The following is an 18,271-nucleotide window of genomic DNA, read 5'->3' on the forward strand; positions in this document are numbered from 1 at the left end:
AAAATGGTATAATGTAAGCGATATTGTACAGAAAAGAGAATGTATATGCCAAATTATGCCATTATTTTAGCAGCGGGAAAAGGTACCCGTATGAAATCAGATTTGCCGAAGGTTCTACACAAGGTTGCTGGAATCTCTATGTTGGAACATGTCTTCCGCAGTGTTGGAGCGATTGATCCTGAAAAAACAGTCACAGTGGTCGGCCACAAGGCTGAATTGGTGGAGCAAGTCTTAGCGGGACAAACAGAGTTTGTCAAACAAACCGAACAATTGGGAACTGGTCATGCAGTTATGATGGCAGAGCCAGTCTTGAAAGGTCTTGAAGGGCATACCCTCGTCATTGCAGGAGATACTCCTTTGATTACGGGTGACAGTCTCAAACACTTGATCGACTTCCATATCAACCACAAGAATGTGGCAACGATTTTGACAGCCGAAGCAGCTAATCCATTTGGCTATGGTCGGATTGTTCGTAATGACAATGCGGAAGTGCTTCGCATCGTTGAGCAAAAAGATGCGACAGATTTTGAAAAACAAATCAAAGAAATCAATACAGGGACTTATGTCTTTGACAATGCCCGCCTCTTTGAAGCTTTGAAGAATATCAATACCAACAATGCCCAAGGTGAATACTATATCACAGATGTGATTGGGATTTTCCGAGAAGCAGGAGAGAAAGTTGGAGCCTATACGCTCAAAGACTTTGATGAAAGCCTTGGGGTTAACGACCGCGTGGCCCTTGCAACAGCAGAAGGCATCATGCGTCGTCGCATTAACCAAGCTCATATGGTCAATGGAGTGAGCTTCGTCAATCCTGATGCGGCCTATATTGATATCGATGTCGAAATCGCACCTGAGGTACAAATCGAAGCCAATGTTACCCTAAAAGGGCACACAAAAATTGGGGCTGAGACAGTCTTAACCAATGGAACTTATATCGTGGATAGTGAAATCGGTGCAGGTGCTGTTATTACCAACTCTATGATTGAAGAAAGTACCGTAGCCGATGGTGTGACAGTAGGGCCATACGCCCATATTCGTCCAGGATCTAGCTTGGCAAAAGATGTCCATATCGGGAACTTTGTCGAAGTCAAAGGTTCATCTATTGGCGAAAATACCAAAGCGGGTCATCTGACCTACATTGGCAACTGCCAAGTCGGTAGCAACGTCAACTTTGGTGCGGGAACCATTACCGTCAACTATGATGGGAAAAATAAATACAAGACCCTTATTGGCAACAATGTCTTTGTTGGTTCAAATTCGACGATCATTGCACCGGTTGAGCTCGGAGATAATTCTCTAGTCGGGGCTGGCTCTACCATTACCAAGGATGTGCCGGCAGATGCGATTGCAATTGGTCGTGGTCGTCAAGTCAATAAGGATGAGTACGCAACTCGTCTTCCCCACCATCCTAAAAATAAATAGGAGATTTTCATGCAATTTGAAGAAAAAACCATTGAGCGCAAGGAGATTTATCAAGGACCGATTTTCCAAGTAGTTACAGATCAAGTGGAACTACCTGACGGAAAAGGTCAAGCGCAGCGTGATTTAATTTTTCATAATGGAGCAGTAGCGGTTTTACCAATCACAGATGAGGGCAAGACCATTTTGGTCAAGCAGTACCGCAAGGCGATCGAGAGGACTTCTGTAGAGATCCCAGCAGGGAAGTTGGAAAAGGGTGAAAATGCGGATCCTCAAGCAGCTGCTTTGCGTGAATTGGAAGAAGAAATTGGTTACACAGCGGATCTAGAGTTGTTATATGATTTTTATTCTGCCATTGGGTTTTGCAACGAGCGGATCAAACTCTATGCTGCGACCAATTTGAAAAAAGTGGAAAATCCTCGCCCTCAAGATGAAGATGAGACCTTAGAGCTGCTAGAAGTGACCTTGACGGAGGCTAAAGACTTGATCCAAGCTGGTGAAATCTGCGATGCCAAGACCATTATGGCGATTCAGTACTGGGAATTATCCAATAAATAGAGGAGGATCCAATGGGAAAACCTTTATTAACAGATGAAATGATTGAGCGGGCAAACCGAGGAGAAGCAATCTCTGGTCCCCCGCTCTTTGATGAGGAAGAAACAAAAATTCTCCCGACAGGAAACAGGGGATTTGGTTATGAACGGCCAGTGACCTCAGGGGAAGGAGATAGTGGACATGGAGCATCGTATCCTCAGGAGACTATTCCAATCAGAGTCCAACCTACAGTGACCAAGAGTCGTCGGATTGAGAACCAAAAAGATGAGGTGATTCAATCAAAATTGAATAAGATCTTATTTTGGGTCATCCTGCTCCTCATCTTGTTAATTCTTGCAATCTGGCGCTTATAAGCAGCATCCACCAAAGGAGTGACGATTATGAAAATTGGAATCATTGCGGCCATGCCACAAGAATTAAAAATCTTAGTGGAAGCTTTGCAGAACGGAGAGAAACACCTTCGCCTAGGAAAGGTCTACTATACAGGGTCGATTGGTCGCCATGAAGTGGTCTTGGTTGAAAGTGGTATCGGAAAAGTCATGTCAGCCATGAGTGTGGCTGTGTTGGCCAACGATTTTAAGGTGGAAGCCATTATCAATACAGGTTCTGCAGGTGCCGTAGCACCAGGGATGGCTGTTGGGGATATTGTCCTTGCAGACAAACTGGCCTACCATGATGTCGATGTGACAGCTTTTGGTTATGACTATGGCCAGATGGCAGGGCAACCTCTTTACTTTGAATCCAGCCGCTATTTTGTTTCAGAGATGAAAAAAGTGCTAGCTGAGGAACAAACACCAACCCATGTTGGCCTGATTGCGACTGGGGATAGTTTTATCGCGAGTGAAGAAAAAGTCGCATCGATTAGGGAACATTTCCCAGAAGTATTGGCCGTTGAGATGGAAGGGGCAGCTATTGCCCAAGCGGCTCATGCAGCTGGCCGTCCTTTCATGGTTATTCGGGCTATGAGTGATACGGCAGATCACGCAGCTAATATCTCTTTTGATGAATTTATCGTAGAGGCTGGCGAGCGTTCTGCTCAAACCTTGATGACTTTCTTGAAGAGATTAGTATAGAAAAACTTAAGATAATAGGACTAGCTAAGGACTAGTCCTATTTTGCTAAGCTGATTCTGTAAAGTAACTGCTTCTTCATGCTATAATAGATTCTAGTAATGCAAAGGAGAAGTTATGGTCTTATCAAAAAAACGGGCACGTCATGTGATTGAAGAAATTATTGCCCTTTTTCCAGATGCTCAGCCAAGTTTGGATTTTCGCAATCATTTTGAATTATTAGTAGCGGTGATGCTCTCTGCTCAAACAACGGATGCTGCGGTTAATAAGGCAACTCCTGCCTTGTTTGAAGCCTTCCCAACTCCTCAAGCCATGGCGGTCGCTAGTGAAGCCGACATTGCCAAGCATATTTCCAAATTAGGTCTCTATCGCAATAAGGCTAAGTTTCTCAAAAAATGTGCCCAACAATTGTTGGACAACTTTGATGGCCAAGTCCCTCAGACACGGGAGGAACTGGAGAGTTTAGCCGGAGTGGGACGTAAAACAGCCAATGTGGTCATGAGTGTCGGTTTCGGAATTCCTGCCTTTGCTGTTGATACCCATGTAGAGCGGATTTGCAAGCACCATGACATCGTCAAGAAATCAGCAACACCATTAGAAGTGGAAAAACGAGTCATGGACGTTCTTCCTCCTGAACGCTGGCTCCCAGCTCATCAGGCCATGATCTATTTTGGACGGGCTATCTGCCATCCTAAAAATCCTGAATGTGATCACTATCCGCAATTGTATAACTTTAAAGACAGTTAAAAAGCGAGGTCTAATGACTTCGCTTTTATTTGATAGGGAAGAAAGTAAGTAAGAGCCAAGAAATCAGTAGAGTAATAGCGCCAATTCCAAGGCCAAATAGAATAGGAAGGATGATTCTTTGGTAGGGAGCTTTACCCCTTTCTTCAGCTTCTTCAATCTCGCTCAGACTGCGTCCTTGTTCATAGGCGACAATCTGGCGATAAGTACGAAGATTATGCTTTTTCTTGAATTTTTCAATGCGTAAGGCGTAGAATATAGCGGCAGCAAGAATCAAGCAACTAATAGCGATGCCGTATCCATCCAAATAAAGAATGAGGGGAGTGCTGATGATAGGACTGCCAATTAGCAGTAAGCTAAAGACCACTTCATCTTTTTGATAGCGCATAAATTCTTGGTCGTGAATAATTTGTTTCATGGTTTCCAAATCTCCTTTGACTAGTTTGTCCAATGACACTTCAAAGACCTTGCTTAGTAAGAGCAGGTTTTGAATATCAGGATAGGTTGCGCCGCGTTCCCAGTTGGAAATGGATTGACGGCTGACAAAGATGATTTCAGCTAATTCGTCTTGAGATAAGTTTTTCTCTTTACGATAGTGCTGAATTTGTTTTCCGACTTGCATAAGATCTCCTCGCTTTCTGATTTCATTCTACCTAATTATACAAAAAATGGCTATCAAAGTTCTTTGACATGTTGATTTCATAGGCTTTGGCAACTGTTTTTGACCATGGATTTGCAAGCCTGTCAATGGATAATTAGCTAGCAAAAAAGAGGCCAAGGGCCTCCTTCAGATTGAAGAAAATGTTCTCTAAAAACTTTCCTTAAGTGAGTACGGGCGTCAGCGAACTTCGGAAAAGTTCCATGACTTAGTTTTGGATCTAAGGTTCCAAAACACCCGAGTGCCTGAAAAATGCATTTCAGGCACTTTTCTCACAGCGGAAAGTTTCAGATCTACTTAACTGACTCAAAAAAATAGAAGTCATTTTTTTGAAGAGTTAGCTAACTATTTGACATGATAAACAGTTTAACTGCATTCTAAAAGAGGCCAAGAGCCTCCTTTTTCTTATTCACTAAATCGTAAAAAATAACCATCTGGATCCAAAATCGCAAATTCATGGGGATAAATAAAGTTATCTCCCACTCGAAATTCTCTTTTTGTCAGCGGACGATGGATGGGATAGTTGGTTTCCAGCAATTTTTGGTGGAGTTGTGGGACATCCTTGATACCAAAGGAAATATTGACACCACGCCCGAAAGGATAAGTCAGTTGGGATAATTCTTCTGCGCTACCTTCTTCTAGCATAAGTTGGCAGTCTTCAAGCGAGAGAAAGAGAAATTTCTCCTCTGGACGCTCGTATTCGACAGAGAATCCCAATAAGTCGCAGTAGAAGTGACGCGATTGCTCGATATCCGATACGACAAATTCAGGGATGACAGCTTGATAGTCCATTCGTTTTCTCCTTATAGATCAATCTCCATGACAATTGGTGTATGGTCTTGACGGGCGCCGGAGTCAATCATAGCTGACTTGGTCACCTTATCCGCAACTCGGTTAGAAGTGAGCCAGTAGTCAATTCTCCAGCCTGTATTGTTGATTTTAGATGTCTTGCTACGTTGTGCCCACCAAGTATATTGATCCGGAAGGTCCCCATGCAAGTGGCGGAAGGTATCAGTGAATCCTTTGGCTAGCAAGTTCGTGAAACCTGCCCGCTCTTCATCAGTAAAGCCTGGGGAACGACGGTTGCTAGCTGGATTGGCCAAGTCGATTTCCTTGTGGGCTACGTTGTAGTCGCCTGTAGCCAGAACTGGCTTTTGCTTGTCTAGTTCAGCTAAGTAGTCTGCATATTTGGCATCCCAGATTTGGCGTTCTTCTAAGCGTTTGAGCCCATCTCCAGCATTTGGAGTATAGACCTGGGTCACAAAGAAGTCATCAAATTCAAGGGTAATAATTCGACCTTCGACATCCATGGTAGAGGGAGCACCGATTTCTGGGAAGGTTACCGTTGGTGTCAATTCTTTTTTGTAGAGGAACATAGTTCCTGCATATCCTTTACGAGCGGGTTCTACAGAGGACCGCCAAGTGTTTTCATATCCAGGGAACAGCTCTTCTAAGACCTCTAAGTGTTTTTTCGTTGGTCCTTTGGCAGATAATTTTGTTTCCTGAATAGCAATGATATCCGCATTCTCTGCAACCAAGGTAAGGAGGACGTCTTGCGAGAGCTTCGCACGTGCAGAGTCACTCGTCAAGGCGGCATTTAATGAGTCAATATTCCATGAGATTAGTTTCATATCGTTTCCTTTACTAACTTTGTCGATGCTTCTATTATACCAAAAAATATCCAGTCTCCTGTTTCTTGTGATTTGAGGAAGGAACCGCTTTTTAGTAAAAAGATGTTTGTATTGTTCACACTGCTGAAAGAATAGTTGACAAGGAGTTCAGAATAGCTATTTTTTTATCTGGTCTAGCGACTCGAGTCTGGATGAAATGTGCTATAATGGAAGTTGAGTTTAAAATGGAAATATTCCTCAGATTGCCTTTAAAGTTATCCTATTTTTAGGTTGTGTTGAGAGGGGCTGGGATTGAGAATCAAGATGAAAGGAGAGGTATGGCTCGAAAATCTAAACGTTCAAAAAAAGCGAACGCTAAGGTGAGAAAATTTGATAATCGGTGGATTACTAGACGACTTTATTTGTTATTCAGTATAGTCTGTACCCTCTTTTTGATTTTAATTGCTCGACTAGGGTATATGCAGATTACTCATCAAGGCTTTTATACGCAAAAATTAGCAAAAGCTACAAAAAAACATTTAACAAGGGGAAGTCTCCGGGGACAGATTTATGATGCTTCTGGTCAGCCACTGGTAGAGAATGTCGATAAGAAGGTCTTATCCTTTACGCGTAGCAATAAGTTTACTGCAGAAGAGATGCGTCAAACAGCACAGCTTCTCCTAAATTACGTAAGCGTGTCAAACCCTCAAGTCAGTAAGCGTCAAGAAATCGACTTTTATCTCGCAAACACCGAAGTCTATAAAGAAGTAGTGGACAAACTGCCCAAGGAGGAACGCATCGATACGGATGGCAACCCACTTCCAGAAGCGAAAATCTACCAGTATGCGGTGGACAGTATTGACCCAGCCAAATTGGGCTATACGGAAGAAGAAAAAAAAGCCATCTATCTCTTCAGCCAAATGAATGCCGTTGAAAACTTTGCCAGTGCTACGATTGTGACGGATCCGATGTCTGATGAGCAAGTAACGACGGTCAAAGATCATTTGAAAGAATTTCCAGGATTTGAAGTGATCACGAGTTGGGATCGAAAAGTGGTTGATAGTCCTTTGGCTTCCATCGTTGGTAGTGTGTCGACAGAGCAAGCCGGTCTTCCAGCTGAAGATGTGGACGACTATTTGGAAAAAGGCTATGCCTTAAATGATCGCGTCGGAACTTCTTATTTAGAAAAACAATATGAGTCTGTCCTCCAAGGAGAACGGGTTGAAAAAGAAATCCATTTGGACAAGAATGGCAATGTTGAAAAAATCAAAACCCTCTCAAAAGGAAGCAAGGGAAACAATATCAAGCTTTCCATTGATTTGGATTTCCAAAGAGGAGTGGAAGACATCTTGAAGAAGTCCTTCCAGGCAGAATTAGCTGCTGGGAATGCGACCTACTCAGAAGGGGTTTATGCTGTTGCCTTAGATCCAAAAACGGGTAAAATCCTTGCGATGGCGGGGATGAAGCATGAAGCTGGTTCGCAAGATCTTACTCCCGATGCTTTAGGAACAGTGACCAATGTCTTTGTTCCAGGGTCGGTTGTTAAAGCAGCTACTTTGACAGCAGGATGGGAAAATGGGGTGATTTCTGGGAACCAAGTCCTATTGGATCAACCAATCTCCTTTTCTGGTTCAGCTCCAATCACTTCGTGGTTCACCCAGTTTGGAAGCCAAGAAATCAATGCGGTGCAAGCGTTGGAATATTCTTCCAACACCTATATGGTGCAGATTGCACTTGATTTGATGGGGCAACCCTATCAGCCCAATATGACCTTAAAGACAGACCAATTGGATCCTGCTATGAACAAATTGCGTTTGACTTTTGCCTCATTTGGTCTAGGATCAGAAACAGGGATTGACCTTCCGAATGAATCGACAGGCTATGTTCCCAAAGAGTTCACGATTGGCAATTACCTAACAGATGCCTTTGGCCAGTTTGATAACTATACCCCTATGCAGTTGGCTCAATATGTTGCAACTATTGCCAATGATGGGAAACGAGTGGCTCCCCATCTGGTCCAAGGGATCTATGAAAATGATGCCAAGGGAGGTTTGGGACCTCTGAAAGAAGAAATTGCAACAAAAGAACTCAATCAAGTGGCTCTAACACCTGAAAATCTAGCCATCATCAAACAAGGTTTTTATCAGGTGGTATATGGAACCAGTGGCTTAACAACAGGTAAAACCATCGGAGAAGGAGCTACCGTTCCAATCAGTGCGAAGACCGGGACTGCGGAAACGTTTGTAAATGGTGGGACCCCTGCTGTAAACACCAATGTTATCGCCTATGCTCCCTCTGAAAATCCTCAGATTGCAGTGGCAGTCGTCTTCCCACATAATACCAATCTCCAAGCGACCGTCAGTCACAATATTACCAGAGAAATTATCAATCTCTACCAGCAAAAACATCCTATGAATTAGAAAGGAAGCTATGCTCTATCCAACACCTATCGCAAAATTAATTGAAAGTTATTCGAAGCTCCCTGGTATTGGGATCAAGACAGCAACTCGTCTGGCCTTTTATACTATTGGAATGAGTGATGACGATGTCAATGAGTTTGCTAAAAATCTCTTGTCAGCAAAGCGGGAATTAAGCTATTGTTCCATCTGCGGGAACCTGACAGATGAAGAAGAGTGTGCCATTTGTCGAGATGAGACACGCGATCCATCGATCATCTTAGTAGTGGAAGATAGTCGAGATGTGTCGGCTATGGAAAATATTCAGGAGTACCACGGTCGCTACCATGTCCTTCATGGCTTGATTTCGCCCATGAATGGGGTTGGACCGGATGATATTAACCTCAAATCCTTGATCACACGATTAATGGATCATGAGGTCCAAGAAGTCATTGTGGCGACCAATGCAACAGCAGATGGTGAAGCAACTTCTATGTATATCTCACGCGTCCTCAAACCAGCTGGTATCAAAGTGACCCGTCTGGCACGTGGATTAGCTGTCGGAGCAGATATCGAGTATGCGGACGAAGTCACTCTTCTTCGAGCTATTGAAAATCGAACCGAGTTATAAGCGGTTACAGAAACTGGAGGAAAGCCTCCGGTTTTTTTGTTTTTTTAGGTGTTCTCTCTCGTTTTCTTTCTTTTTAAAGTGTGGTATACTAGAGGGACGAACTCGTATGTGAGGAGTGCTTCTGACAAGTCAATTAGGAAGCACAAAATTAAAAAAAGGATTAGGACCAAACAATGGCAAAAGAAAAAATTGTACTTCTTTATGGTGGCCGTAGCGCAGAGCGCGAAGTGTCTGTGCTTTCAGCTGAAAGCGTCATGCGGGCGATTAATTATGACAAGTATTCTGTTGAGACCTATTTCATTACTCAGGCTGGAGACTTCATCAAGACGCAAACTTTTGAAGAGAAACCTGCTGAAACAGAACGCTTGATGACCAATGAAACCATTGATTGGGACGCTAAAGTAACTCCGAGCAGCATCTACCAAGAAGGAGCGGTTGTCTTTCCAGTCCTTCATGGACCAATGGGAGAAGATGGATCGGTTCAAGGTTTCCTAGAAGTATTGAAACTCCCTTATGTGGGATGTGATATCCTTTCTTCTAGTGTGGCGATGGACAAGATTACCACCAAACGGGTCCTAGAATCTGCAGGGATTCCACAAGTTCCTTATGTGGCTGTCCTTGAAGGAGATGACCTAGAGGCCAAGATTGCCTTAATCGAAAAGGAATTGACCTATCCGGTCTTTACCAAGCCTTCTAATATGGGTTCTAGTGTTGGGATTTCAAAAGCAGAGAACCAAGCAGAACTTCGTCAGTCTTTGGAATTGGCCTTTAAATACGATAGCCGTGTTTTAGTGGAGCAAGGTGTCGTAGCCCGCGAAATCGAAGTGGGATTGTTAGGCAACTACGATGTCAAGAGCACCCTACCTGGTGAAGTGGTCAAAGATGTAGCCTTCTATGACTACGAAGCCAAATACATCGATAATAAGATTACGATGGCGATTCCAGCTGAAATTCCTGCAGAAGTTGCTGCGACCATGCGTCACAATGCAGAACTAGCCTTCCGTGCCATTGGTGGGAAAGGTCTCTCCCGTTGTGATTTCTTCTACACAGAGGACGGAGGCATCTACTTGAATGAGCTCAATACCATGCCTGGCTTTACCCAATGGTCTATGTATCCTTTACTTTGGGATAACATGGATTTGGCCTATCCTGATTTAATCGAGCGCTTGGTAGAATTAGCCAAAGAAACCTTTGAAAAGCGTGAAACGCACTTACTTTAAGAAACTGTTCCTAGCGGGAGTGGGAGATGAAGTCAACTCATAGAGGAGTCGCTTTTCTTCCTGCTCCCACTTTTTAGAGGAGAATACCATGAATGTAACCTTGCACGAAGTGGCTCGTGTCCTGGCTGTTCGCAATGATATCAGTCAATTTGAAGATTTTGCTTTACAGAAGCCAGAATTTGATAGTCGTCTTATTGGTCCGGGGGATCTCTTTGTCCCTCTCAAGGGGGCGCGTGATGGGCATGATTTTATTGAAACCGCCTTTGAAAATGGGGCTGTAGCGACCTTGTCTGAAAAAGAAGTAGAAGGCCACCCGTATTTGTTGGTGGATGATGTTCTAGGGGCCTTTCAAAAATTAGCACAATATGTTTTGGAGAAGAGTCAAGTAGATGTCTTGGCGGTCACCGGTTCAAACGGTAAGACAACGACCAAAGATATGTTAGCTCAGTTATTATCTACTACTTATAAAACCTATAAAACACAAGGAAACTACAATAACGAGATTGGCCTTCCTTATACGGTTCTCCATATGCCAGAAGGAACAGAGAAGCTTGTCCTTGAAATGGGACAGGACCATCTGGGAGATATCCATCTCCTCTCAGAAATTGCCCATCCAAAAGCAGCAATCGTGACCCTCATTGGGGAAGCTCACCTGGAGTTTTTCAAAGATCGCACAGAAATCGCTAAAGGGAAATTGCAAATTGCGGACGGGATGCCAGCTGGTGGCTTGCTTCTAGTACCGGCTGATCCGATTGTCGAGGATTTTTTACCCAACCAACAAGAGCTTGTGCGCTTTGGTGAAGGAGCAGATATCCGCATTACCAAATTGGACGAGCGCAAGGACAGCCTGACTTTTGAAGCGAATTTCTTGTCGGCTGCCATTGATCTTCCAGTAACAGGCAAATACAATGCGACCAATGCCATGATTGCGGCCTATGTTGCCCTAAAAGAAGGGGTGAGCGAAGAGGCTATCCGTGCAAGCTTTAAAGGCCTAGAGCTTACTAAGAACCGCACAGAATGGAAGAAGGCAGGTAATGGAGCGGATATCTTATCCGACGTCTACAATGCCAACCCAACTGCCATGCGCTTAATTTTAGAAACCTTCTCGACCATTCCTGCCAATCCAAATGGCCGGAAGTTGGCGGTTCTTGCAGATATGAAAGAACTAGGGGAGCAATCCATTGATCTGCACAACCAAATGATTCTCAGTCTTTCACCTGATGTCTTGGATACGGTTATTTTCTATGGTCAGGACATTGCGGGCTTGGCTCAGTTAGCGAGTCAGATGTTTCCACTCGGACATGTCTACTATTTCAAAAAGACCGCTGAAGAAGACCAGTTTGAGGACATGGTCAAACAAGTCAAGGAAAGCTTAAAAGAGCAGGACCAAATCCTCATCAAGGGAAGCAATTCTATGAATCTAGCCAAATTGGTAGAGGAGTTGGAGAATGGCGAGTAGTAATGTGCTAAAGAACATTCAGCGCTTGATTTCAATCACTAATACAGGCTTAGCGTTCTCAAAAGATCCATTTGATCAAGAGCGCTATCAGGATATTCGTGCCATTTTACAGGATCTTGTGAGAGAAGCGACTGATTTGAATCCACAAGAATTATCGGATTTGTTTCGCCCGACAGACCATTACGACACTCCCTTGATTGATGTAAGGGCCTGGATTGTCAAAGATGACAAACTTTGTTTAGTGAAAGGTCAGGGAGAAGAGACCTGGGCTTTGCCGGGTGGCTTTGGTGAGGTTGGCTATTCTCCCAAAGAAAATATTTTAAAGGAAGTCCAAGAAGAAACGGGCTATTTAGCACGTGTCAATCGCTTGTTGGCAGTATTTGATACCAATCGCTACCAATTGCAAAGTCGCCAATATGTGAAATTGGTATTTGAATGTGAATTGCTGGATGGAAGTTTTCAACAGAATCAGGAAATTTCCGACCTTGCCTTTTTTGAGAGAGAGAAAATGCCTGCTCTTTCTACCAAGCGCAATACAGAAGAACAATTGAACTTCCTTTGGGAGGTTTATGATGGGAAACGAGATTTGTATTGTGATTAAAAACGATTTATAAATTAAAGGGATATAAAATGACACTTTGGGATTTATTGTTTACGAACCAAAAATCAGCCCCGCCTGAGTTTGGGCTCTGGTATTTCATTCTGCCAGCTTCTTTGTTGGTGGTTGGTTACTTTTCCATCAGATATGCGCAGTCCAAAAGCTACCAACGCTTTTGGTATTGGGCACAGTTGATCCAAGTCTTGGCCATCAATGCTTGGTATATTCTTGCCCACATGCCTTTGACGGATAATTTGCCTTTTTATCATTGCCGCTTGGCCATGTTGGTGATTCTCTTTGCCCCTAAGGGGACCTATATTAAGCAATATTTTGCTCTCTTGGGAGTTTTAGGATCGATTGCGGCCTTGGTGTATCCGGCCTTTGATCCTTTCCCATTCCCTCATATCACTGTGTTGAATCTAATTTTTAGCCACTGGGCCTTGCTTGCCAATAGTTTGATTTACCTACAGGATCATTATCAATCTGAAAAACAAGACGGCTTGAGAATTTTAAAGATCACCTTTGGCATGAATGCCTTGATTTTCTTGGTCAACCTTTTGACGAAAGGGGATTACGGCTTCTTACGGCGTCCACCAATCATTGGGGACCATGGTGCTCTCTTGAACTACCTTTTGGTTAGCTTTGTGATGGTAGCTGGAATTTTATTGGTCAACCAACGGTATAAGTACAAATACAAGATAGTTGAAGAGACTGTCGTTTCACGTTCAGAATAGAAAATTGATTAACTGAGGGTAGGAAATCATGCCACTTTGGGATTTATTTTTCACCAGTCAACCAACGGCTCCTCCTCAATTGGGGGCTTGGTATTTTTTGTTGCCGACCTCATTGATGGTGGTAGGCTATCTGTCTATTCGATTTGCTTCTTCCAAAGGTTATCAAAACTTTTGGTATTGGGGGCAATTGATTCAGTTGCTGATGATCAACGTTTGGTATATTGCAGCACATTTGCCTTTTTCAGAAAGTCTGCCCTTCTATCATAGCCGAATGGCCATGTGGATTATTCTTCTGGCTCCCAAGGGAAGCTTCAAGCAATATTTTGCTCTTGTTGGCGTCTTTGGCTCCATCATGGCCTTGGTTCATCCTGTCTTTTATCCCTATCCTTTTCCTCATGTATCCTCAATCAACAATGTCTTTGGCCACTGGGCCCTCTTGGCCAATTGCTTGATCTATCTGGTTCAATCCTACCAGGTGGAAGAAAGAGATGCTTGGAAAATCTGTCAGATGACTTTTGGAGTCAATGCTATTATTCAGCTCGCTAATCTCGTAACGGGTGGAAATTACGGCTTTATGCGTCGTCCTCCTGTAATTGGCAATCATGGGCTCGTGCTCAATTACTTCATCGTGACTATCCTGATGACAGGAACCCTTATCCTGATGAATGCTATCGTTAAGTCCAGTAAGAAAAGAAAAAGAACATCTGAATCCATTTAATAAGGAGATCCTATGCATCATTTTTTTACAACTGAATCCACTGCACCACCTGTTATCCCGCTCCTTTGGTATGGGGTCATGGTTCTTTTAATTGTAATGGCAGTTTGGGCTTCATTACGTTACTATCAAAATGAACAATTTCGGAAGATCTTTCGAAACTTACAAATTTTTCAATTGATCTGTCTCTATATCTGGTATTTTGCTTTTCAGCTTCCCTGGTCCAATAGTTTACCCTTGTACCATTGTCGTTTGGCCATGTTTGCTGTCTTGCTGTTGCCAGACCGATGGAAGAGCAAGCAGTTTTTTGCCTTGATGGGAGTGAGTGGAGCGATCTTTGCCTTGGGCTATCCAGTCTTTGATCCCTACACCTTCCCTCATATTACGAGCTTTTCTTTCCTCTTAGGGCATTACTGTCTCTTGGTCAATTCCTTGATTTATCTCTTGAGATGCTATGATTCGAGCCTTCTAAAAAATCGAGAGATTGTTCTTTATACCTTTGTCCTAGATCTGTTTCTAGTCGGCGTCAACCAAGTCACTGGAGGGAATTATGGACTCATGGCCCGGCCACCGATTATCAAAGGGGACAGCCTCTTGGTGAATTACGTCGTGGTCTCCAGTATCTTAGCAGCAGCCTTGCTTCTCTTTAATGTATTTTTCAGTCGTAGACTTGCTAGAGAAAGAGTTGTTCGATAAAAAGAAAAAGGAGGGTGGGACAATCAGTCTCAGCCTTCTTTTAGTTAATAGGAGTTTGAAATGAAGAGGTTTTTATTAGCCCTTGCTATCTTGTGTGGCTTATTTTGTATGGTTAGTCCGGCTCAGGCAGATGATGAAGTTCGTTATTCGATTGAGTCCTATGTGGGACACCTCCACTTGCTGGAAGATAACCAGGCGACATTCACACAAGAGATTAGCTATGTTTTTTCAACAGGCTACAATGGGCAGTATGTAACTTTAGGGAGTGTAGATCCCCTTCCCAAAGGATTCAAAATCCATGAAAATCCTCAAGTTGAAGCCTATGTGGATGGTGAAAAACGAGATATCCGTGTAGAAGAATCGGATCTCGGGGATGGACGTCTATTAAAAATCTACAATTCAAGAATCGTTGGGGGCAAAGTTACCATCAAGGTCGTATGGAAGATTGATCATATTCTAGAACTGTATTCCGATATAGCCGAGCTCAATTGGTTCCCTATTTCAGATGGGGATGAGGACGTCGCGAAATTAGATTTTTATGTGGATGGCTTGGATGCCAATGAGGGAGAGTTGTATGCTCATACCGGTTATTTTAATCCACCAGCCCAGATTGAACGGACTGCGACTGGCTATCACATTCAGTTAAGGAATTTCCCAAAGAATGGAAAATTGGAACTCCACGCCTATTGGCCCATGACAGAAGCTCTGCGTCGAGGCCAATCTAATGAGATTAAAAAGGAAAAGGGAAAAGATACATTTCTAAAAAAAGAAAAATCCATTCAACAAAAAACAGTCATCTACAAGACACTATTTCTCAGCGTCATTCCAATTGTATCCATTCTTTTATTTGTCCTAGCTTTCATTCCCTGGATCCGCTATATGATCAGTACCAGAACTCGTCGGATTTCAAAAGGTGTACGATTATACGAACCACCACAGAATTTGCCACCCTTTGTCCTAGCTAAGGCTTTGTATCAACTTGATTTTGAACAGATGGTGATATATAGAGAGAAAGGACCATTAACAGTTAACCATCTCATACAAGCAAGCATTTTGGATCTCATTGATCGTGGAAATCTTCGTTTGACTAGAGATAACAATGGGGGAACCTTGACCTGTCTTTACCATGAAGGCTTGGCTGATTTTGAATTACAGTTTATTGACATGCTTTTTAATCAAGAAACTGAAATCAGGATTAGCGAGGTATTCTCAAAGTATAAAATTAATCAGGCAGCCCTTAAAAAGGATTTTCGAGCTGCAACATCAGACACACAAAGAGACCGTATTCGAAAGGTCGGAAGTGATGTTCAATCGCTTTTACAAAAGGATGCCCAGCAATTGTCAAAAGGTGTAGAAAAGGAAATTGCAAAATTAGGTTTGCCCTCTTATTTTAGAGACTTATCTGAGACGGAAGCAGCTTTTTCAAAAACAGGCTGTGCCTTACACTTTTGGCTCTTACTGATCTTATTTGTGAGCATGTGTTTCTTATCTTTTGGATTTGGTTCACACCTCTCTTCATACTATTTTTGGATCATTTTATGTCTGGTTTTGTTATTGATTCCATTTTATATTGTTGTGAAACGTCGCGAAGATCATCTACAATCCTTGGAGAACTTGGATTCACAATTCCAATGGATGGCCTTTAGAAATATGATTGAAAGTATTCCAAATTTCAACCAAGCAGAACTTGAAAGTGTCGTCCTATGGAATCGTATCTTAGTCTATGCAACTATGTATGGTCAAGCTAAAAAAGTGAGTCAGGTACTCCAAAATTATCAGATTCCCTTGCCATATGAAGACTGGGATGCTCTTGTTTGGCTCACATCCTCTCCAAATTCCTTCCTAGACGGGTCTACCTTAATGAGCTATGCAGCTGATTCCTACAGTGTTTCAAACTTCTCTATTAACTCCTCAGATGGCAGTGGTGGCTTTGACGGCGGTGGTTTCTCCGATGGAGGTGGTGGTGGAGGATTTGGCGCCTTCTAATAGTACTTGTTATTTAATGAAGTCTGGGATGTAGAACCATTGTAGTTCTCACTCAGGCTTTTTAATTTGTAACTATACTGACGATTGAAAAAAGCCTCTATTTCCGCTATAATGGGTTAGTTAAGGTAAAAGGAGAGAACCAATGTAGAAGGATCCTACTTACTAAAAAATACGTTTTAAAAAAATAACTGAGGAAGAAAGAATGACAATAACTGACGAAATTAAAAAACGCCGTACCTTTGCCATCATCTCCCACCCGGATGCTGGTAAAACGACGATTACAGAGCAGTTGCTCTACTTTGGGGGAGAGATTCGGGAAGCTGGTACTGTTAAAGGAAAGAAAACAGGAAACTTTGCTAAATCCGACTGGATGGATATCGAGAAACAACGTGGGATTTCGGTAACTTCATCTGTCATGCAGTTTGACTACGATGGGAAACGGGTCAACATCCTTGATACCCCAGGGCACGAGGACTTTTCAGAAGATACTTATCGGACCTTGATGGCGGTGGACGCGGCGGTTATGGTCGTAGACTCTGCCAAAGGTATTGAGGCCCAAACCAAGAAATTGTTTGAGGTTGTCAAACACCGTGGCATTCCAGTCTTTACCTTTATGAACAAGCTGGACCGTGACGGTCGCGAGCCACTGGACCTTTTGCAAGAATTGGAAGAAGTTCTAGGTATTGCTAGCTACCCAATGAACTGGCCGATTGGGATGGGGAAAGCCTTTGAGGGGCTCTACGACCTCTATAACCAACGGTTGGAACTCTACAAAGGAGATGAACGCTTTGCCAGTCTAGAAGACGGAGACAAGCTTTTTGCTAACAATCCATTCTACGAGCAAGTCAAGGATGACATCGAACTCTTGCAAGAAGCTGGGAATGAATTCTCAGAAGAAGCCATCCTTGCGGGTGAATTAACACCAGTCTTCTTCGGATCAGCTTTGACGAACTTTGGGGTGCAGACTTTCTTGGAAACCTTCTTGAAGTTTGCTCCAGAACCACATGGCCACAAGAAGACTGACGGAGAGCTTGTTGATCCATATGACAAGGATTTCTCAGGCTTTGTCTTTAAAATCCAGGCCAACATGGACCCTCGTCACCGTGACCGCATCGCCTTTGTCCGGATCGTATCGGGTGAATTTGAGCGTGGGATGAATGTTAACCTCCCTCGTACTGGTAAGGGCGCTAAGCTATCAAATGTCACTCAGTTTATGGCCGAAAGCCGTGAAAATGTGACCAATGCCGTAGCTGGAGATATCATCGGGGTATACGATACTGGTACTTATCAGGTGGGAGATACTTTGACAGTTGGCAAAAACAAATTTGAATTTGAACCACTGCCAACCTTTACCCCTGAAATCTTCATGAAGGTATCTGCTAAGAACGTCATGAAACAAAAATCCTTCCACAAGGGAATCGAGCAATTGGTACAAGAAGGAGCTATTCAGCTCTATACCAACTACCAAACAGGTGAATACATGTTAGGTGCCGTTGGTCAATTGCAGTTTGAAGTCTTCAAGCACCGGATGGAAAATGAGTACAATGCAGAAGTCGTTATGAGCCCAATGGGTAAAAAGACCGTCCGTTGGATCAAACCAGAAGATTTAGATGAACGTATGTCTTCAAGTCGAAATATCTTTGCTAAAGACCGCTTTGATCAACCTGTCTTCCTTTTCGAAAATGACTTTGCCCTCCGCTGGTTTGCGGACAAGTATCCGGATGTGGAGTTGGAAGAAAAGATGTGATTCAGTAAGTCTACTTGATTGCAAAGCAAT

General features: G+C 43.1%; 18 protein-coding genes. 15 read left to right on the plus strand and 3 right to left on the minus strand.

Annotated features, from left to right (window positions below; all coding sequences use genetic code 11):
- Positions 1-45 precede the first annotated feature (45 nt).
- The 5 genes from glmU to nth all read left to right on the plus strand — a co-directional run bounded on the left by glmU (position 46) and on the right by nth (position 3,794).
- Positions 46-1,425, plus strand: coding sequence for a bifunctional UDP-N-acetylglucosamine diphosphorylase/glucosamine-1-phosphate N-acetyltransferase GlmU (glmU, locus tag EL081_RS03295; RefSeq protein WP_126403960.1), 1,380 nt, complete (start codon positions 46-48; stop codon positions 1,423-1,425).
- 9 nt (positions 1,426-1,434) lie between these two features.
- Entirely contained in the window at positions 1,435-1,980 is a 546-nt protein-coding gene (locus tag EL081_RS03300; RefSeq protein WP_125335312.1) for an NUDIX hydrolase, read from the plus strand.
- Between the two features lie 11 nt (positions 1,981-1,991).
- The gene (gene macP / locus EL081_RS03305) at positions 1,992-2,330 is read left to right on the plus strand and encodes a cell wall synthase accessory phosphoprotein MacP (protein WP_023026541.1); all 339 of its coding nucleotides are present in this window, start codon (positions 1,992-1,994) and stop codon (positions 2,328-2,330) included.
- A 27-nt stretch (positions 2,331-2,357) separates the two neighbouring features.
- Positions 2,358-3,050, plus strand: a complete 693-nt coding sequence (locus tag EL081_RS03310) for a 5'-methylthioadenosine/adenosylhomocysteine nucleosidase (protein ID WP_126403961.1) — start codon at positions 2,358-2,360, stop codon at positions 3,048-3,050.
- A gap of 114 nt (positions 3,051-3,164) precedes the next feature.
- Complete coding sequence (nth, locus tag EL081_RS03315) at positions 3,165-3,794, plus strand: endonuclease III (RefSeq protein WP_120702221.1); 630 nt, start codon at positions 3,165-3,167, stop codon at positions 3,792-3,794.
- 25 nt (positions 3,795-3,819) lie between these two features.
- Here the strand turns inward: nth and EL081_RS03320 are convergent, their stop codons facing one another.
- The 3 genes from EL081_RS03320 to EL081_RS03335 all read right to left on the minus strand — a co-directional run bounded on the left by EL081_RS03320 (position 3,820) and on the right by EL081_RS03335 (position 6,080).
- Positions 3,820-4,413: a helix-turn-helix domain-containing protein gene (locus EL081_RS03320; protein WP_126403962.1), complete on the minus strand. Its 594-nt coding sequence runs from the start codon at positions 4,411-4,413 to the stop codon at positions 3,820-3,822.
- A 441-nt stretch (positions 4,414-4,854) separates the two neighbouring features.
- Positions 4,855-5,241: a bleomycin resistance protein gene (locus EL081_RS03330; RefSeq protein WP_126403964.1), complete on the minus strand. Its 387-nt coding sequence runs from the start codon at positions 5,239-5,241 to the stop codon at positions 4,855-4,857.
- Positions 5,242-5,252: 11 nt separating this feature from the next.
- Entirely contained in the window at positions 5,253-6,080 is an 828-nt protein-coding gene (locus EL081_RS03335) for an exodeoxyribonuclease III (protein ID WP_126403965.1), read from the minus strand.
- Positions 6,081-6,397: 317 nt separating this feature from the next.
- On the opposite strand from EL081_RS03335, the gene pbp2b reads away from it, so the two are divergent.
- From pbp2b to EL081_RS03385, 10 genes are all read left to right on the plus strand, one after another.
- Entirely contained in the window at positions 6,398-8,479 is a 2,082-nt protein-coding gene (gene pbp2b / locus EL081_RS03340) for a penicillin-binding protein PBP2B (protein WP_126403966.1), read from the plus strand.
- Between the two features lie 10 nt (positions 8,480-8,489).
- The gene (gene recR, locus EL081_RS03345) at positions 8,490-9,086 is read left to right on the plus strand and encodes a recombination mediator RecR (RefSeq protein WP_117745019.1); all 597 of its coding nucleotides are present in this window, start codon (positions 8,490-8,492) and stop codon (positions 9,084-9,086) included.
- 173 nt (positions 9,087-9,259) lie between these two features.
- A complete protein-coding gene (locus EL081_RS03350) occupies positions 9,260-10,306 on the plus strand; it encodes a D-alanine--D-alanine ligase (protein WP_126403967.1) in 1,047 nt (348 codons plus the stop codon).
- A gap of 88 nt (positions 10,307-10,394) precedes the next feature.
- A complete protein-coding gene (locus EL081_RS03355) occupies positions 10,395-11,765 on the plus strand; it encodes a UDP-N-acetylmuramoyl-tripeptide--D-alanyl-D-alanine ligase (RefSeq protein WP_126403968.1) in 1,371 nt (456 codons plus the stop codon).
- Positions 11,755-12,366, plus strand: a complete 612-nt coding sequence (locus tag EL081_RS03360) for an NUDIX hydrolase (RefSeq protein WP_126403969.1) — start codon at positions 11,755-11,757, stop codon at positions 12,364-12,366. The genes EL081_RS03355 and EL081_RS03360 overlap by 11 nt, the downstream gene beginning before the upstream one ends.
- Positions 12,367-12,395: 29 nt before the next feature.
- Positions 12,396-13,097, plus strand: coding sequence for a TIGR02206 family membrane protein (locus EL081_RS03365; protein WP_126403970.1), 702 nt, complete (start codon positions 12,396-12,398; stop codon positions 13,095-13,097).
- Between the two features lie 28 nt (positions 13,098-13,125).
- The gene (locus tag EL081_RS03370; RefSeq protein WP_126403971.1) at positions 13,126-13,815 is read left to right on the plus strand and encodes a TIGR02206 family membrane protein; all 690 of its coding nucleotides are present in this window, start codon (positions 13,126-13,128) and stop codon (positions 13,813-13,815) included.
- A 12-nt stretch (positions 13,816-13,827) separates the two neighbouring features.
- On the plus strand, positions 13,828-14,508 hold the full coding sequence (locus EL081_RS03375) for a TIGR02206 family membrane protein (RefSeq protein WP_006596688.1): 681 nt from the start codon (positions 13,828-13,830) through the stop codon (positions 14,506-14,508).
- Between the two features lie 60 nt (positions 14,509-14,568).
- A complete protein-coding gene (locus EL081_RS03380) occupies positions 14,569-16,494 on the plus strand; it encodes a DUF2207 domain-containing protein (protein WP_126403972.1) in 1,926 nt (641 codons plus the stop codon).
- Positions 16,495-16,696: 202 nt separating this feature from the next.
- Positions 16,697-18,241: a peptide chain release factor 3 gene (locus tag EL081_RS03385; RefSeq protein WP_126403973.1), complete on the plus strand. Its 1,545-nt coding sequence runs from the start codon at positions 16,697-16,699 to the stop codon at positions 18,239-18,241.
- Positions 18,242-18,271: the final 30 nt, after the last annotated feature.

Source organism: Streptococcus viridans, assembly GCF_900636365.1.
GTDB classification, from domain to species: Bacteria; Bacillota; Bacilli; order Lactobacillales; family Streptococcaceae; genus Streptococcus; species Streptococcus viridans_A.

Bases quoted from the DNA above. Each gene is read 5' to 3' on its own strand.
- glmU (WP_126403960.1), top strand. From the start codon at position 46: ATGCCAAATTATGCCATTATTTTAGCAGCGGGAAAAGGTACCCGTATG.
- EL081_RS03300 (WP_125335312.1), top strand. From the start codon at position 1,435: ATGCAATTTGAAGAAAAAACCATTGAGCGCAAGGAGATTTATCAAGGA.
- macP (WP_023026541.1), top strand. From the start codon at position 1,992: ATGGGAAAACCTTTATTAACAGATGAAATGATTGAGCGGGCAAACCGA.
- EL081_RS03310 (WP_126403961.1), top strand. From the start codon at position 2,358: ATGAAAATTGGAATCATTGCGGCCATGCCACAAGAATTAAAAATCTTA.
- nth (WP_120702221.1), top strand. From the start codon at position 3,165: ATGGTCTTATCAAAAAAACGGGCACGTCATGTGATTGAAGAAATTATT.
- EL081_RS03320 (WP_126403962.1), bottom strand. From the start codon at position 4,413: ATGCAAGTCGGAAAACAAATTCAGCACTATCGTAAAGAGAAAAACTTA.
- EL081_RS03330 (WP_126403964.1), bottom strand. From the start codon at position 5,241: ATGGACTATCAAGCTGTCATCCCTGAATTTGTCGTATCGGATATCGAG.
- EL081_RS03335 (WP_126403965.1), bottom strand. From the start codon at position 6,080: ATGAAACTAATCTCATGGAATATTGACTCATTAAATGCCGCCTTGACG.
- pbp2b (WP_126403966.1), top strand. From the start codon at position 6,398: ATGGCTCGAAAATCTAAACGTTCAAAAAAAGCGAACGCTAAGGTGAGA.
- recR (WP_117745019.1), top strand. From the start codon at position 8,490: ATGCTCTATCCAACACCTATCGCAAAATTAATTGAAAGTTATTCGAAG.
- EL081_RS03350 (WP_126403967.1), top strand. From the start codon at position 9,260: ATGGCAAAAGAAAAAATTGTACTTCTTTATGGTGGCCGTAGCGCAGAG.
- EL081_RS03355 (WP_126403968.1), top strand. From the start codon at position 10,395: ATGAATGTAACCTTGCACGAAGTGGCTCGTGTCCTGGCTGTTCGCAAT.
- EL081_RS03360 (WP_126403969.1), top strand. From the start codon at position 11,755: ATGGCGAGTAGTAATGTGCTAAAGAACATTCAGCGCTTGATTTCAATC.
- EL081_RS03365 (WP_126403970.1), top strand. From the start codon at position 12,396: ATGACACTTTGGGATTTATTGTTTACGAACCAAAAATCAGCCCCGCCT.
- EL081_RS03370 (WP_126403971.1), top strand. From the start codon at position 13,126: ATGCCACTTTGGGATTTATTTTTCACCAGTCAACCAACGGCTCCTCCT.
- EL081_RS03375 (WP_006596688.1), top strand. From the start codon at position 13,828: ATGCATCATTTTTTTACAACTGAATCCACTGCACCACCTGTTATCCCG.
- EL081_RS03380 (WP_126403972.1), top strand. From the start codon at position 14,569: ATGAAGAGGTTTTTATTAGCCCTTGCTATCTTGTGTGGCTTATTTTGT.
- EL081_RS03385 (WP_126403973.1), top strand. From the start codon at position 16,697: ATGACAATAACTGACGAAATTAAAAAACGCCGTACCTTTGCCATCATC.